The sequence below is a fragment of the Methanothermobacter sp. THM-1 genome, from assembly GCF_009914355.1.
Classification (GTDB): domain Archaea; phylum Methanobacteriota; class Methanobacteria; order Methanobacteriales; family Methanothermobacteraceae; genus Methanothermobacter; species Methanothermobacter wolfei.
Genome location: NZ_CP044013.1, coordinates 885,371 through 900,428 on the forward strand (window position 1 = coordinate 885,371; position 15,058 = coordinate 900,428).

Below are 15,058 nucleotides of genomic sequence, written 5' to 3' on the forward strand. Positions count from 1 at the left end.
CCTATTTCCTCTCATACACGAACCCTGGAACAGCGCTATCCAGGGGATCAAAGGTTTCAGGGTTTTTAACCTCCATGCATATCATGCTGACCTTTGAGTGGAGGGATGTTGGGAGTCTGAGGATCCTCTTGAGGTCGATTGTGACCTTCGCATCAACCATCCGCATATTGATCTTTGAAACACCCTTAACGAGCCTGGGATAGACCCTTGGCCCTATCCTTCGTTTAAATACACCCCACTCCCCATCCCTGATAAGGTTCCTGTTCTTCACTATCTCCTTCACTGTCCTTTTCGTGACACCCTCAATCTCCTCATCACCCCCCATATGGAGGAAGAGATGCCTGGCCCTCTCCGTGAAAACCCTGTGATATCCGACGGGTATGGTGAAGTGTTCCAGTTCATAGGTTCCTGTGCTGTCGCTGAATTCCCTCCTGGGTTCCCTTGCACCTGCAGTGTACCTGAGTATCTCTGCCCTCACCTCGGACTCCATCTCCATGACCTCAGGGTCAAGCACCCTTATATGATACCCCCTTCCCGAGTAGATCACATGGATGTCATCAAGTCCAAGGTCACCCCTCAGGGTGTCAACCATCATGAGGACGAGTTCAAGTGCCTGGCTGAGGCACTCCTCACAGACACCCCCACAGTTACATGACCTTACAGGGAGGTCCTTTGCATCAACATCGAATATGAGTTCCGACCTCTGCCACCCCTTCCTCCTGCCAGGGTCCCTGTAGAATGCCACTGAGGAGTAGGCTGCGAAGGGGAACCTTGCCTTCATGAAGACAGAAAGCCTCCTCTCATCACTGAAAACCCTGTACCTGTCATTGGGGCCCCTGCCGTGGTGGTCAAATCCGAACTCCCTCATATGGATGTCCTCCCTTATAAAGTCAGGGAGGTCCCTTACATTCCACTCCTCACGGTAGTATCTCCTTCTCTCCTGGGGTGTTGCGGGTTCAAATATCCTATCATGCCTCCAGGACCATGGAGCCTCCGTAACGGTTACCTGAATCCATTGTCAGCGTTATCTCCTTCAGGTCCGTCCTTTCAACAGGAAACTCCATCAGATTCCTATTCTGAATCCTTCTCCTCATCTCCACCTTCATCTCCCTTCCCCTCTGATTTCATGATCCACTTCATCCTGTTATAGTATGATAGTGGATTTGTGATTCTGGCGCATATCCTGTCAGGGTGGCAGAGGTCAGGGAGGTGTATCTTGATCTTTTCACAGCTCATGGGGGTGTACCATCGGCTCTCGCCTTCATTTTCAGGTTCCGGTTCCTCATGAACCCCGAATCCCAGCTTCGCTGTTATGTTGAGCTTCTCCTGGGGGTCGTCCTCAAAGAGTGGCGGCTCGCACTTCTCTGCAGCATCATATATGAGGGGGAGTATCTCCTCCCTTGTTATCCTCAGGTCAGGGTCAAGGTCGGATACCTTCATTGGGGTGCGGTCCCTGAATATCGATGGGTACAGCCTTGCATAGGATATGAAGGATGTGAGTAGCAGAACTATGGCATCGTTCCTGCTCCCTGACTTCACACCTTCCATGGCGCCCTTTATGCATGGTGGGAATGCCTCAGGGACCAGTTTACCCGGGCCTGCGGATTTAACACTTGTCCCTGTGAATGCGAACATCTCCTCCGATACCCTGGATGCGATGAGCTCTGCAGCCTCAAGGATGAGGGGGTGTGGCTGGACCCGTGACCTCATCTCGTGCACCCTTGCAATGTAGTCCTCGGTCCTCTGCATTATCATCCTCGATATCATTGTCTCCTTGAGTCCTGAACCTACAAGGAGCTGGTAGAGTCTCTCAGGCCTCCTGTCCCTTATCCGATCCTGGAAGGTTTCCATGAAGTCATCACCCTCAATTATAACCCTCCCCCTGTCCAGTATGATGTCTGTGAGTTTCAGTTTCCTGGTCCTCAGGAGCTCTTCAAGTTCAATCCAGCGCAGGTCCCCAGATCCAAGCTCATGGAGGACTTGGCCTGTTATCTCATCACGCTCACCCTCCCTGAGGACCCTGAACCTCTCCTCGATAAGGGCGCCTGTGGATTCAACCACCAGCCTGGCCTCCCTGGAGACTGGTCTGAACTTTGCACCTGTTGCCTGGGCCAGTACATAGAAGGCGAGGACATCGTACTCCTGGATCTCAGGGTTCAGGAGGTATGCGTAGTCTCCATGGTTGAATTCCCGTTTTTCTCTTTTAAGGTACCATTCAAGACGTTTAACTGCAAGTTCCATTATACTCCCTGGTATGAGGGAGTTGTCATCAATGTTCTGGCCGTCGGTGTGTTTCACGATCTCCTGGAGTTCCTCGCTGGTGTCGGCTATCCCATCAAGGGCCCCGTAGTTCCTTACAAGCTCCCTTGCATCCTCCGAGAAGGGGTTTATGAAGAGTGAAGATACCATATATACTGATCTGTGGTGAATGGTTATAAAAAATGATGGGTACAGATCATGTTAACAGGGTGATGAGATGATTGTAAGAGGGGAGCCCCCATACCCTGATGAAGAAAGGATACTGGTTGATGAGTCCAGAATACCGTGCCTAGTGGAAATCCTACGGTACGATGAATAAAGGGAACAAGTGCCGGGAACCACCCTGACTGATCTGATGAAGGACCCATGATAAATTTATATAGAAGTAAACAGTAAAATTAGACTGGATTAAATCATTTTATATTACTCTGAGCATTAAAGCCTTATTCTAATCCGGTTCAGGATTCAAGGAGGAGTTTAAGTTGAGCAAAGTATTCATCACCTGCGCACTTCCATATGCCAACGGTCCAACACATCTCGGTCATCTGAGGTCAACCTACATACCCGCGGATATATATGCAAGGTACCGCAGGCTCAGGGGGGATGATGTTCTCTTTGTATGTGCAACAGATGAGCATGGAACCCCTATAGCTGTGAAGGCTGAAAAGGAGGGTAAAAAGCCCATTGAAATCGCGACAAGGTATCATGAGATGATACGCAGGGACCTTGAGGACTGCGACATATCCTTTGATAACTTCTCAAGGACAACCAGCAGAACCCACTATGAGATAGCCCAGAACTTCTTCCTGAAACTCTATGAAAGGGGATTCATATATGAGAAGGATATAAAGCAACTTTACTGTGGTGAATGTGAACGTTTCCTGCCTGACAGGTACGTTGAGGGGAAATGCCCCTACTGCGGTGCCGAGGGTGCCAGGGGAGATCACTGCGAAGCCTGCGGAAGGCACCTGGAGCCTCTCCAGCTTGAGGAGCCCCTATGCATGGTCTGCGGTTCCAGTCCGGAGGTGAGGAAGTCGAGGCACTACTTCTTCAGGCTGAGCAGCTTCCAGGACGACATCAGGGAGTGGATTGAAGGCTCGGACATGCCATCCAACGTCAAGAACTATGCTCTCCAGTGGCTCCGTGAGGGCCTCAGGGACTGGATACTCACGAGGGACATGGACTGGGGAGTCCCGGTACCCCTTGAGGGGAACGATGGCAAAATCATCTATGTGTGGGGTGAGGCCTTCCTTGGATACATTTCATCTGCGGTTGAATGGAGCAGGAGGACCGGGAAGCCCTGGAGGGAGTACTGGGATGACGGCGCCATCCACTTCATAGGGAAGGACATAATATACCATCACTCCATATTCTGGCCGGCCCTCCTCATGGCCTACGGCTGCAGGACCCCCGAGAACATAATAGCAGGGGAGTACCTCTCACTTGAAGGCAGTAAAATGTCAACAAGTAAGAACTGGGTGGTCTGGACATCTGAATTCCTTGAAAAATTCCATAAGGACCTCCTAAGGTACTACCTGACCGTTAATGCTCCCCTTACAAGGGACACTGACTTCTCATGGGATGACTTCCAGAGGAGGGTTAATGATGAGCTTGCAGATGTCCTCGGCAACTTCCTCCACAGGACCTTCTCATTCACTGGAAGGTTCTTTGATGGGAAGGTGCCTGAACCCTCAGGATACACCGAGGATGACCTTGAGTTTCTTGACTCCATAAGGGATGCCCATGAAAGTGTGGGGAAACTCATCGATGAATTCAGGTTCAGGGACGCCCTCATGTTCATAATTAAGCTTGCCAAGAAGGGTAACAAGTACTTCAATGACCAGGAACCATGGAAGGCCGTTAAGGAGTCGCCGGAGAGGGCCGCAACATGCCTCTACCTCTGCAATCTCCTGGCAGCCAACCTGGGGAGGCTCCTGGAGCCCTTCATGCCATCATCATCAGGGAGGATCCTTGAGACCATGAACCTTTCCGGTGGACCCTGGGGTTTCCATGAACTTGAACCCGGACAGGTCATAGGGAGGGCGAAGCCCCTCTTCTCCAAGATCCCGGATGAGGCGATTGAGGAGGAGAAATCAAAACTTGAAGCGGAGGATGAAGCAATGTCTGAAGAGGTAACAATTGACGATTTTGCAAGGATGGATATAAGGGTCGGCATGGTGATGTCAGCCGAGAAGATAGAGGGATCCGATAAACTGCTGAAGCTTATCATAGACACAGGTGATGGGGAAATACAGGTTGTCGCAGGCCTGGCAGAGAAGTACAGTCCAGAGGAGCTTGAGGGGAGAAAGGTGACCGTCCTGGTTAACCTCAAGCCCGCCAGGCTCTTCGGTGTTAAATCAGAGGGCATGGTACTTGCAACCGGTAAGACACTGAACATACTGGACCCCCAGGCTGCTGAGGTCGGTGAAAGGATAATGTGAAGCATTGGCCGGCAGAACCCCATAGGAGGGGTGATGCGGTGAATGATGATTGTCGTCTGAGGGGATGTTGATGGATAAAAGCGACATGAGTCCTTACCATCCCCAAGAACTCAACCTATGAAGGGATATTGATGGATAACAGGCCAGGGGCTCCAGCCTGAAGCCTGAGTGGAGAATAGCCATGAATGAATCAGGTCTCATTGCAAGATCAGAAAGGTTCCTTGAAAGTATAAAATCCAGGCCCGTCACACTGGACGAGATAAGGTCACGTGAGGGTTTCTTCAAAATTTACAGGTACCTGAGGGGGAACCTTGATGAACTTCAGGACCTCAAGGAGACCATGGAGCTCAGGGGCTTCAAGTATCCCTTCCGTTCAATATCAGGTTACGGTGCACAGTACTCCGGTGAAGTTGCAGAGGACATACATGACATTAAAAGGCACGCCCAGTACTTCAGGATGAAGGCTTCTGCCAAGAAGAACCTCCTTGACAGGGTTAACTCTGCGATATCATCCCACAGGATAGCCCTGGGTAACCTCGAGGAGTACGGTCTCCTCAGGTGCAGCGAGTGCTCAAGGCTGATGCGGCTTGGTGAATTTGAACTGGATGATATACATGATGGGATGGAGTGCCCCTGTGGTTCAGGTTCCCTTGAACCGGTTTTCAGTTCATCGGCAATCTGCAGGGTTGAGATAATACCATACCTCCCCCTCTCAGGGGACTACATGGTTAAGATGTCCGAGCTGAGCCTCTGGGCCAGGGAGGCCTTCAAGAAGATAATGCGGCTCTTTAAGAATGAGAAGAAGGGGGCCGTGAAATCAGCCACCCTGGTGATAAGGGTCCTTGAGGACGGCCGCTGGATAAGGAGAAGAATCACCATTGACAGCGATGACGATGATTATGAGAGGATGCTCCGGGAGAAGTATGGGCCGGATGTTAGAATCGAGTTCATGCAGTTCCACAGGAAAAAGTCGAGTATAATCAATGACCGCTACACCCGGGCTTCCCTTGCAATCGCCTACGCAGGACTGTCCTATGACATAATAAGGGAAATAAGGGATGATGTCTACCATGAGAGGCTCGGGGACTATGAATCCGTCAGGAGATACAGGGAGATGGTATTTGAGGCCAGGACCTACTCTCCTGAATTCACGGGTTCAGAGGATGAGCTCAGGGAGATCAGAATCCAGAAGTTACACCAGCTGCTCCATGATTCCGGCCTGGCTGGCCCTGATGGTGGACTGATCCCCTCACTGGAGAGGGACCTTAAAGCCATGGACCGGATAAAGAGGGAGCTCTTCAGGGATGTGCCAGTGAACCTTGTGCTCTGGGATGTTGCCCGATACTACCTTGGAACATCCTATGACCGGAGATCAAAGTACTCGGGTCCCTTCCCCAACCTCAGACCGGTCCTTGACAGGAACCAGGCCAGGACCTTCAATGAGTTCAGTGAGGGTGCCGTGGAGCTCCTCAACAGGTACTGGATGGATGGGATGGTCTACATTGAAAACCTTGGCGATGTGCTCCTCAAGAAATTTGAGATTGAGGAGAAGATGAAGGGGCTTCACATGAAACCCAACCCTGCTGCCTTCGGCGCGGCCGTACTCCACATGGAAGCCGGACTCGACATGGACCTCTGCGCGGGTCTTTTCAATGTCACGGTGGATGAACTTCTTCATGAAAAGGCCAGCATTGAGAACCTGGGTAAACCATCAACGGACAAGGCTAGAATGTTTCTTGATATTATTAAAGGTGACTGAGTGGTTTTATGGCGGAGACTATCCATGTGAACCAGCCACTGACTTCAAGAAGGATAATTGAGATTCTTGAGAAGAACCCTGATCTTAAGAAGATCACATGTCCGGTAAGCCTCTACCACAGGACCTCCAGGAAGTACCTGGATGCCCTTGAAAAACTTGGAGTGGAGGTTGAACCCGTAAAGAGGATGGGGAGGCCGAGGAAGTATGCCGAGAAGGATGTTAAACTTGTTCAGAGCCTCCTGAAGGAGGGTAAAACACCAAAACAGGTTTCGGGGATCACCAACCTTCCCCTTAAAACTGTCTACTATCTCAAGGGGGATATGAAGCTTAAAAGGGGTAAGAAGAGAAAGTATGATAAAAACACACGGCTAAGAGTCCGTGAAATGGCTGACAGGGGTGTTCCTGCAAGGATGATATCACAGAAACTAGGGATACCCCTGAGGACAGTATACTATATACTTAAGAAGGGCTGAAGATTAGATTAAAGGGTCAGAGTTTAAAGGATAGGGATAATGGTGGTTTAATTGTTAACCAGTCTTTCACCGGAATATTCATCGGTAATAGTTGTTTCAATCATATGCTGTCTCATGGCATTCCTCTCAACCTACCTTGTTATGCCAAGGCTGATAAGGAAGCTGAAGGAGGCCAACGTTGTTGGGAACGACATACATAAGATATCAAAGCCCATAGTTGCAGAGATGGGTGGTATAGGGATACTCTTCGGTTTTACCATTGGAATGTTCATCGGCATGTACACCTTCCCCACCCTCCAGTATGAACTCATGGTCACCCTCCTTGTGATCCTCCTTGTGGGTATCGTTGGGATGGTGGATGACCTTGTGAGGTTATCATCACGCGAAAAACTCATCCTTCTGTTTCTCGCCGGCCTCCCCATAATATGGGTGGCGCCGCCAAAGGTGGGTATACTCTACATGATAATGATGCCGGTGGCTGTTTCAATCGCATCGAACCTCACAAACATGCTTGCAGGCCTCAATGGTATAGAATCAGGGCTTGGTTCAATTGCAATGACGGCCCTCACACTCTCCTGTATAATAATGGGTAAATATGATGTCTCAATAATAACCATGGCCATGCTGGGGGCCCTCCTGGCGTTCCTTATATACAACAGGTACCCATCAAGGGTATTCCCCGGTGATGTGGGGACGCTGATAATAGGTGCCTGTATAGCTTCGGTTGCATTCATAGGCCGTGTGAAGATAATAGCCTTTATAGTCCTCCTCCCCAACATCATCGATGGACTCCTGAAATTCTACAGTGCAGGTGTTGTTGAGAGGCACAGGCACCAGCCAACAAGGGTATCTGAGGACGGGAAACTCATCGCGCCCCCTGAGGGATTCAATTCACTTATAAGGTGGATTCTAAGACGCCCAATGAGGGAAAAAACAGTTGTAATGGTGGTATGGTCCATAGGTGTCTTCTTCGGGTTCCTGGGTGTCATGCTGGCCTTCATACTTCCACTTGATCCATTTTAGAAACAGTGAAAAACAAGAAAAAGAACCCTTTCAGAAAGCCTACTGAGGAGCTCCAGTATTGTAAGCACATAAACCCCTCTCAGAAACTGTAGAGCCTACTGAGGAGCTCCAGTGTGGTTGATTCAAGCGCCTTCTCATCCAGTTTCTGGAAGATCTCAACGGCCTCCCTGAAAGTGGATGCAACACCCTCAGGGGAGTTGAGTATGAAATCAACAACACCTTCAAGTACAAGGGAGATGGCAAGACCTTTATCATTTTTATTCTCCCTGAAAAGATCCTCAGCCTTTTTAATGTGCTTCAGGGATTCCTCAAAGTCCTCATTTTTTATTGAATATGCTGCAAGGAGCAGGAGGAGGGAGGCCTCTGTGGGTGTATCGCCTATGTCCCTTGCAATCTGGTAGGCCTCCCTGATCCTAGATACAGCATCCTTATCAGGATGGGATGAATAGAGTCCTGCTGAATCAACCTCACCCACCAGTCTGTCCAGGAATGGTTCTATGGCCTTCACATCAACCTCAACGCCCTCTTCAACCTCCTCCTGCAGCCTGCTGATGCTTGCGATGTCCATGGCCTCCTGGATCTTCTCAACTTCCTTTATCTTCTCCCGGAGGTCCATCTTCAGGGGCGAGTTCACGGAGGTGTAGATGCGCAGGGCTTCCCTGAAGTACTCCATGGCTGTTTTAACCTTCCGGTTACTCAGATAAACATCCCCCATGGAGTCAAGGGCGAATGCCATGAGTTCTTCATCATTCATCTCGGATGCTACCCTGTAGGCCCTTTCAAGGTAATCAAGGGCTTCCTGGCTCTCCCCCATATCAGCGTAGTATCCTGCAATGGTTACAAGTGTGTTGAACTCCTCCTCAAGGATGTCTTCAAGTTTTCTGAGCTGCTTCTCGAGGGAGTCACCCTCATCACCTCCGGTTAAAAAATCAAATATCCCTATAACAGTGAATATCATGGAAATAGCGCCCCTGAAACTATTATAGCATTAATTATAGAAATTGAAGGATAAATATCTTTCATTACAAGTCGGTCCTTCCGTCACCTATCCTCATATCAACCCCTGGATAATCAGGAAAAACTGAATCACCCTATGAGCATGCCCTGATCGGTTATCCGGTAGGGTGCCTCATTAACACCATCAGCCCCTGCTACAGAGAGGGTGGAGCCGTCCATGTGGAGGTGGATGTCAAAGAGTTCCTTGATTTCCTCCTCAAGCGCAGGGTCTGCAACTCCCTCGGTGTAGGTGATAAGGGCAATGCCATTGGCCTCGGTTATGCGGTTGCTGTAGGCCTTAAGTGCCCTGATGACAAGTTTTGGAGGGTTGAATGCCAGGAGGATTGATGCTGAGTCAAGGACCGAGGTGAATATGCCTGACTGCTGGAAGAGCGTCCTTGTGGCTATACCAACCTTCACCATGATGTCTGTTGTGTTCTGGAGTGCAGAGTACCTTATGTTACCTGAATCCTGGGTCTTCCGCCTGCAAGGCGTGTGGGGAGATCAATACCATGCAGATCATCAGAGAATGACTGGAGGAACCAGTTAAATGTCATGGCATTTCTCTGCAGATCAGAATAACCGTACTCTGCTGCTATAAAGAGGCAGGGTGTCTGGTTCTGCAGGCCCCTGTACATGAACTCCATTGCAAGCACAGATTTACCCACCTTTGGCGGTCCCGTGAGTATCATAACTGATCCGGGTTCCAGTTCGCCCAGTAGAACGTCAAGGCCACTGATACCCGTGGTGTAGTTTCCGCTCATGGTATCCCTCATGGCTGGACAGTTATACCCTCTTCATCAATTGTGTAGGATGCCGTCAGTCTTCCTGTTCCAACCATGGCCTCAACGGTCAGCCTGGAGCCATCAAGGTGTATTATGTTATTAACCACGGCCTTGAGCATGGTCTCAACCTTCTGGTCCGCTGAACCCTCGGTGTAGGTGACAAGGGCTGTTCCCCCGGCATCCTTTATCCTCATCATGTAGGCTGTGAGGACCCTGACAACCAGCATCTCATCATTGAAGGCCATAAGTGTTGTGAGGGAGTCCAGTACGGAGCGGAACATGGTGTAACGCCGGGTGATGTTCCTTGTGGCAACTCCAACTTTAACCATTATGTCTGTGGGGTTATGTACAGATGATGGGAGGTAGGTGTTCCCCTCCTCTGCCGCGGACCCTGAGATGCTCGATGCAGCATCTATAACGTAGAGGAGTTCATTCTCAATCAGTGCCTCAGGGTTCATGTTAAGGACCTCCATGTTCCTTTTAAGGTCAGCGATCCCGTAATCTGCCGATATGTAGAGACATGGCTCCTGGCTGTCTGCTCCCCCAGCTGCAAATGCATAGGAGAAGAGGGACTTCCCGACCTTGGGGGGCCGTAGAGCAGTGTGACGGTGTTCTCTGGCAGTGAGCCCATACCCCCGAAGAGGTCATCAAATCCCCTGATCCCGGAGGAAATTCTAACAATCATTCAACCACCATAAAGAAGTCCGAGGAGCGTGTCAAGGGCCTCTTCAACACCCTTACCCTCGGTTATAACTGCCGGTACTATCGGCACTTCACGGCTGATTTTCATCTTCTCCCTTATCTCCTCCGGTGACAGGGCGCCGGGGAGGTCCTGTTTATTTGCAATTAAGACCTTGGGTATTGCCTCGGCCCTTGTTTTCCTTATCATCTCCTTGGCCCGTGCAAAGGTCTCGGGTGCTGTTGAGTCCACTATTATGAATGCTCCTACAGCTTCCCTTGATAGCACGTCAAGGATGAGGTCGAAGCGTTCCTGTCCAGGGGTTCCGAAGATGTCTGCCATGAATCCCTTATATTCAAGGTGTCCTATGTCCATGGCTATTGTTGTTGGGAACGCTGAGAGGGCCTTTCTATCAACTGAAACAGACTTTGTTGATATGGCCTTAACGAAGCTGGATTTTCCTGAATTGTAGGGTCCCGTTACAAGTATCTTTGGCACATAGACCCTTACGCCTCCTGGCTGAACAACGAAGAACAGCACCATGGTGTCTGATGGATCCGACCATGCTGAACTGGCCACCATGAATCCCTGTCCTATTATAACCCTTTCCTCTATGGTCTTGAGGTCAACAACACAGTCCATGATGCCCCTCAGTTTATCCACGAGTTCGCGTTCATAGTCCCATTCCGTGAAGAGGTAGACCATGTTGACGTTCCTATCTGCAGCCCTCCGGTTCCATTCCTCAACAATTTCAAGGGTATCGCCATTGCCAAGATAATCTATTATTACTGAAAGGTTGTTTATGACCGCTATTCCTCCGGGTACTTCATCAATTGCCTCCATCACGGTTTCCTTTATCTTTGAGTAGTCATCAACAATGTAACGCGCATCTGATGGCATGCCGAGGAATGGGGAGCTGCCATCAACAAAGAAAACACTGTCATCATCAAGATAATTCATGAGGTCCCAGCCATAGGATGTGAATTCGTATACTATGTTGTCGGGTTCAGAAACATTGGTGAATATAAAGCCCCTGTCGCCTTCCTCAACGCGGCCGTTGAGCATCTGATAGCCGAAGGCCTCATAGTCAACTCCAGGAGAGGCTGAGAACATTATGGAGGACCCTTCCTTTATTCCTCCGCCGAGAAGGTCGTCCAGCTTTGGAATGTACGTCTTCTTCATGTTCACATCTCCTTGAGTATCTCCTCCACCTGGGCCGCCCGTGATTCCATCTCAAAGAGAAGGAGCCCCAGCTGGGCGTCAGGTTCTGCAAGGGCCGTGAATATGGCCTTTTCCCCTGCTGGTTTGAGTATGATTATGCCCTTTTCAGTCCTTACGCTTATCTCATTAACAGCTCCGGTATTCATCTGACCTGAGGCGGCCTCTGCGGCCCCCATAATCGTGGAACAGAGGGCTGAGAATATCCTTGCATCAACGTCAGGGGGTGTCCTTGCATTTATAAGCAGTCCTTCCTTGGAAACGATACCCGAAGCCCTTATCTGGCCCACCTGCATAAAAGCAGAAAGCACATCATCAAGTTTTTCCTTCTTTGTCTTTGTCATGCATACATAGTTCACCCTGTCTGAGAGGGATTCCCTTAGCTGTGATGGTAGCGGGGGGCCTGAAAGCCACGCCCTCAGCCTGTACTTCCTCCTCCCGTATGTGGCACTGTATCCCTCATCGATGACTTCAATACGCATTACCCTTACCTTCCCAGGAAAGAGGAGTTCTGGTTTTCCTCTGCTGTACTCATCGAATGTGGTTGCCGGGTAAACCGCATAGGTGTTCGCTGATACCGCCTCTGAAGCACCTGTCCTTGCAGCTGATAACGCCGTGATTAACTCCATCTGTTCAGATGCCTGGGCTGCCATCACCGTTGCAATAAGAACTCCTATACCTGTCAGTATAAGGAACTCTGCGGTTACCTGGCCGTGCATCTTCACACACCCTTAAGTTCCATTATCATCACAGCAGTCCTGCCGTTCCTGGGGGTGTTCCTAAGGAGGTATCTCTTTCCTGGCTGGAGGCGTACCCTTCCAGGGTTACCGTAACCGTCAAGGATGATGACTGGATGGATGGATGAAAAACCCCTGCGTCCATCGAACCAGCCATAGACCCCTGTGGAGTTTACATCGAGGCTGTAATCACATGTATGGTTCAGCCTCCCTGGAAGTTCAATCAGGACCTGGTGTCCCGGTCCTCCTGCAGCTGCAAGGTTTATCTGATGGGCTGTTCTGTCCATGAGGAGCCTTGACTCAAGGTTTGACCTGCTCCTGTAGACCCCATCAAGTCTCTCGGCTGCCGTGGACATGATAAGGCCTGTGAGGAGGATGATGAGGAACAGTGAGATTACGGCATCTGCCGTTAGAACACCCCTCGTATCCATGAAACTATTTTAATAATAATTTTAATATAAATATTACTATCAGGTATTAGTAGTTTGAATTACATATAGAAAGTCATGTACATGGTGGTGGTTTTCAGGGGAGGACCCCACCGGTTCCATGAATTTGAGGAGTTTGTGGATGACGCCGGCGGCCTTGTGATCCGTAAGGACGTATTCAGTGTGAATCGTGGTTCCTATTTCCTCAGGAACGAACTGAGGGTCCTCTGTGTCGTCCCGGAGGCCGAAGAGGAGAAACTAAAGAGGACGGCCAGAAGAATAAAGGGTGAGGTTGAGAGGGTCAGCCCGGGACCTGAAACCTCAGAGATCCTCATGGCGTGCCTGGAGGTATACGACACCCTTGCAAGTACAGAATCATGGATAGAGGGGGAGGACCTCCCCTTTGAAGGAAAGGTCCTTGAAAGGATGGTTGAAACCGAGCTCCTTGAATCCCGAAAACAGGGTGGCTCAACCCAGTACCGGCTGAAGAGGGACTGAGTGGTTCTTCAGGAAAACATGCTGAAAAAGGGCATGGCCTCTAAAGGTTTTTATTATACCTCAGACTTAATTATCTCAAATATCTGGAGGACATTAAATGGCGGATGAAATAAAACAGCTCGTAGTTGGTATAAGCCGGGAAGGAGAAGTGATAGTGAAGAGCAACCGGGGCCGGATCTACCCCGTGAAATTGTCTGAGGGCTTGGAGTTCGGATGTGAGGACCTCTTCAGGGACCCTGAAAGGGAGATCTATGCAGTGATAGACACCAATGTACAGCCATGGGAATGTGTCTCAATAGAGTACCTCTAGATGGCCCCCCTGAGAGGTTCATTATCTGTTTTTTCAAGGTAAAGGGCAACCAAACTCCAAAAAAATCCTATATCAAACCACCATCTGTTTTTCCCAGAAAGAGAGAAACCAACCAAAAAAAATCCTATATCAAACCAACATCTGGTTTTTTTCAAGTTAAAGGGCGACCAACCTCCCAAACAGCTTTATATCGTCCAGATTTTTCTGTAAATATCCATATACTCTTTCAACGTCTATATCAGTGTACATATGGACAAGTATGTCCCTGAAGCCTGCTGCAGGCGCGAATTTAGGGACGAAATCCTCTGGAAGCACTTCCAGCTCTCCAAGAATCTCTATAACTTCCCTTTAGGTCTCCGGTCGCCTCGCCCTCCATTGAAATGATCATCTCCCCCATATCCAGAAGTACTCGATGGAAATCTCAAGGTACCTCTCAACTGCGGCCCTGAGTGTATGATCCCCTTTGATTTCATAGAGGCTATGTTTCTGATAATCTTCAAGTATTCTGATGTATTCCCCGAGTTTCTCCAGTCTGGACAGGATCTCATCCCTCATATCAATCCTTTTCCTGCAATCCTCCTGATTGCCAGTCTTGTGTGCCTTTCAATGTAATATTTTCTGTCGAGATAGCAGCTCATGGTGTTCCTTTCAAACCTTAACCTTCTTGCAGGATCATCCTTAATGGGGATGCCGTCCCTTATTATACTGTATCTTAAAAGGAGAGGAGCTTCGTTTATTATGGTAAGGTCGACCCTGTCTGTCCTGAGGAGGGATACGAGGCCATCAAAAAGCTCCATCTGAATCCGGAAACTTTCATGTTTATCCAGGATTCATCAATGAAAACCGCAATGTCAACGTCACTGAGGGGACCCGTACGTTTTCTGGCTGCCGACCCGAAGAGATAGGCGAAATACACGTAATCCTTATCCTTAAAAAAATTCCTTAAGTCTGACCTCAAGATTTGAATCGGCCATTAGATCAACCCCATGATAGTTATGTCCTTTATGCATAAAATATCAATGGTTGCATCCCCATCCAGATGCCTGAAATCCGGTTTTGATCTCTCCGCATACTCTTAGCCCGCACTGAAGGTGGAGAGCATATTAAGACCTACCTGCAGACCTTTCATCCTGTGCACCTTAAGCTGAAGGTAGGGTAATAGCATATAAGGAATAAGTTTCAGATAGATAGTCCTGGAGGATACTATGAGGGGAGAGATAATCATAACTGCAGGTATCATCCTGATAATGGTCGGTGTGCTTCTAACATTCATTGGCACAGCCCTCACTGCAGCTTCACAGCCAAAGGAGAAGGGTGAGGTGAAGGCTGCAGGTGTTGTGATGATAGGACCTGTGCCCATAATCTTTGGCAGCGACAGGAACATGGCAGTGACCGGCGCTGTCCTTGCCATCATACTGATGATTGTGGCATACATTCTGTTCTACAGGTAGT

General features: G+C 49.4%; 20 protein-coding genes and 1 pseudogene. 7 read left to right on the plus strand and 14 right to left on the minus strand.

Annotated elements, in window-relative coordinates:
- Position 1: 1 nt before the first annotated feature.
- From priS to FZP57_RS04565, 3 genes are read right to left on the minus strand one after another with little or no spacing between them, the layout of a single operon-like run.
- Positions 2–964: a DNA primase catalytic subunit PriS gene (priS, locus tag FZP57_RS04555; RefSeq protein WP_074358973.1), complete on the minus strand. Its 963-nt coding sequence runs from the start codon at positions 962–964 to the stop codon at positions 2–4.
- A gap of 4 nt (positions 965–968) precedes the next feature.
- Positions 969–1,106: a hypothetical protein gene (locus FZP57_RS04560; protein WP_191215975.1), complete on the minus strand. Its 138-nt coding sequence runs from the start codon at positions 1,104–1,106 to the stop codon at positions 969–971.
- Entirely contained in the window at positions 1,072–2,409 is a 1,338-nt protein-coding gene (locus tag FZP57_RS04565) for a DNA primase (RefSeq protein ID WP_074358974.1), read from the minus strand. The genes FZP57_RS04560 and FZP57_RS04565 overlap by 35 nt, the downstream gene beginning before the upstream one ends.
- Positions 2,410–2,741: 332 nt before the next feature.
- Between FZP57_RS04565 and metG the strand changes: the two genes are divergently transcribed.
- From metG to FZP57_RS04585, 4 genes are all read left to right on the plus strand, one after another.
- Positions 2,742–4,700, plus strand: coding sequence for a methionine--tRNA ligase (metG, locus tag FZP57_RS04570; RefSeq protein ID WP_191215976.1), 1,959 nt, complete (start codon positions 2,742–2,744; stop codon positions 4,698–4,700).
- Between the two features lie 181 nt (positions 4,701–4,881).
- Positions 4,882–6,459 (plus strand): DUF530 domain-containing protein, encoded by a 1,578-nt coding sequence (locus FZP57_RS04575; protein ID WP_074358976.1) that lies wholly within the window; start codon positions 4,882–4,884, stop codon positions 6,457–6,459.
- A gap of 8 nt (positions 6,460–6,467) precedes the next feature.
- Positions 6,468–6,932, plus strand: a complete 465-nt coding sequence (locus FZP57_RS04580) for a DUF1699 family protein (protein ID WP_074358977.1) — start codon at positions 6,468–6,470, stop codon at positions 6,930–6,932.
- Positions 6,933–7,046: 114 nt separating this feature from the next.
- Positions 7,047–7,955 carry a glycosyltransferase 4 family protein gene (locus tag FZP57_RS04585; RefSeq protein ID WP_238338016.1) on the plus strand — a complete coding sequence of 303 codons (909 nt, stop codon included), beginning with the start codon at positions 7,047–7,049 and terminating at the stop codon, positions 7,953–7,955.
- Between the two features lie 79 nt (positions 7,956–8,034).
- On the opposite strand, the gene FZP57_RS04590 is transcribed toward FZP57_RS04585, so the two are convergent.
- The 7 genes and pseudogenes from FZP57_RS04590 to FZP57_RS04615 form a co-directional block, all read right to left on the minus strand.
- On the minus strand, positions 8,035–8,913 hold the full coding sequence (locus FZP57_RS04590) for a tetratricopeptide repeat protein (protein ID WP_191215977.1): 879 nt from the start codon (positions 8,911–8,913) through the stop codon (positions 8,035–8,037).
- A gap of 128 nt (positions 8,914–9,041) precedes the next feature.
- Entirely contained in the window at positions 9,042–9,374 is a 333-nt protein-coding gene (locus FZP57_RS09420; RefSeq protein WP_238337826.1) for a hypothetical protein, read from the minus strand.
- Positions 9,375–9,406: 32 nt separating this feature from the next.
- Positions 9,407–9,727 (minus strand): RAD55 family ATPase, encoded by a 321-nt coding sequence (locus tag FZP57_RS09425; protein WP_238337827.1) that lies wholly within the window; start codon positions 9,725–9,727, stop codon positions 9,407–9,409.
- Positions 9,724–10,260, minus strand: a pseudogene (locus tag FZP57_RS04600) (RAD55 family ATPase); the annotation flags it as partial. The gene FZP57_RS09425 and the pseudogene FZP57_RS04600, both read right to left, overlap by 4 nt.
- Positions 10,261–10,421: 161 nt before the next feature.
- Positions 10,422–11,597: an ATPase domain-containing protein gene (locus FZP57_RS04605; protein WP_191215978.1), complete on the minus strand. Its 1,176-nt coding sequence runs from the start codon at positions 11,595–11,597 to the stop codon at positions 10,422–10,424.
- 2 nt (positions 11,598–11,599) lie between these two features.
- On the minus strand, positions 11,600–11,977 hold the full coding sequence (locus FZP57_RS04610) for a roadblock/LC7 domain-containing protein (RefSeq protein ID WP_074359755.1): 378 nt from the start codon (positions 11,975–11,977) through the stop codon (positions 11,600–11,602).
- Positions 11,978–12,354: 377 nt separating this feature from the next.
- Positions 12,355–12,801, minus strand: coding sequence for a hypothetical protein (locus FZP57_RS04615; RefSeq protein WP_191215979.1), 447 nt, complete (start codon positions 12,799–12,801; stop codon positions 12,355–12,357).
- An 81-nt stretch (positions 12,802–12,882) separates the two neighbouring features.
- On the opposite strand from FZP57_RS04615, the gene FZP57_RS04620 reads away from it, so the two are divergent.
- Both FZP57_RS04620 and FZP57_RS04625 read left to right on the plus strand, forming a co-directional pair.
- Positions 12,883–13,296 carry a methyl-coenzyme M reductase family protein gene (locus FZP57_RS04620; RefSeq protein WP_238337828.1) on the plus strand — a complete coding sequence of 138 codons (414 nt, stop codon included), beginning with the start codon at positions 12,883–12,885 and terminating at the stop codon, positions 13,294–13,296.
- A 97-nt stretch (positions 13,297–13,393) separates the two neighbouring features.
- The gene (locus FZP57_RS04625; RefSeq protein WP_191215981.1) at positions 13,394–13,606 is read left to right on the plus strand and encodes a hypothetical protein; all 213 of its coding nucleotides are present in this window, start codon (positions 13,394–13,396) and stop codon (positions 13,604–13,606) included.
- Positions 13,607–13,762: 156 nt separating this feature from the next.
- Here the strand turns inward: FZP57_RS04625 and FZP57_RS09135 are convergent, their stop codons facing one another.
- The 4 genes from FZP57_RS09135 to FZP57_RS09435 form a co-directional block, all read right to left on the minus strand.
- The gene (locus FZP57_RS09135; protein ID WP_202879452.1) at positions 13,763–13,921 is read right to left on the minus strand and encodes a HepT-like ribonuclease domain-containing protein; all 159 of its coding nucleotides are present in this window, start codon (positions 13,919–13,921) and stop codon (positions 13,763–13,765) included.
- Between the two features lie 69 nt (positions 13,922–13,990).
- Positions 13,991–14,161 (minus strand): hypothetical protein, encoded by a 171-nt coding sequence (locus FZP57_RS09140; protein WP_202879453.1) that lies wholly within the window; start codon positions 14,159–14,161, stop codon positions 13,991–13,993.
- On the minus strand, positions 14,158–14,403 hold the full coding sequence (locus tag FZP57_RS09430; RefSeq protein ID WP_238337829.1) for a hypothetical protein: 246 nt from the start codon (positions 14,401–14,403) through the stop codon (positions 14,158–14,160). The genes FZP57_RS09140 and FZP57_RS09430 overlap by 4 nt, the downstream gene beginning before the upstream one ends.
- Entirely contained in the window at positions 14,343–14,522 is a 180-nt protein-coding gene (locus FZP57_RS09435; RefSeq protein ID WP_238337830.1) for a nucleotidyltransferase domain-containing protein, read from the minus strand. The genes FZP57_RS09430 and FZP57_RS09435 overlap by 61 nt, the downstream gene beginning before the upstream one ends.
- A gap of 289 nt (positions 14,523–14,811) precedes the next feature.
- On the opposite strand from FZP57_RS09435, the gene FZP57_RS04640 reads away from it, so the two are divergent.
- Positions 14,812–15,057 (plus strand): TIGR00304 family protein, encoded by a 246-nt coding sequence (locus FZP57_RS04640; RefSeq protein ID WP_191215982.1) that lies wholly within the window; start codon positions 14,812–14,814, stop codon positions 15,055–15,057.
- Position 15,058: the final 1 nt, after the last annotated feature.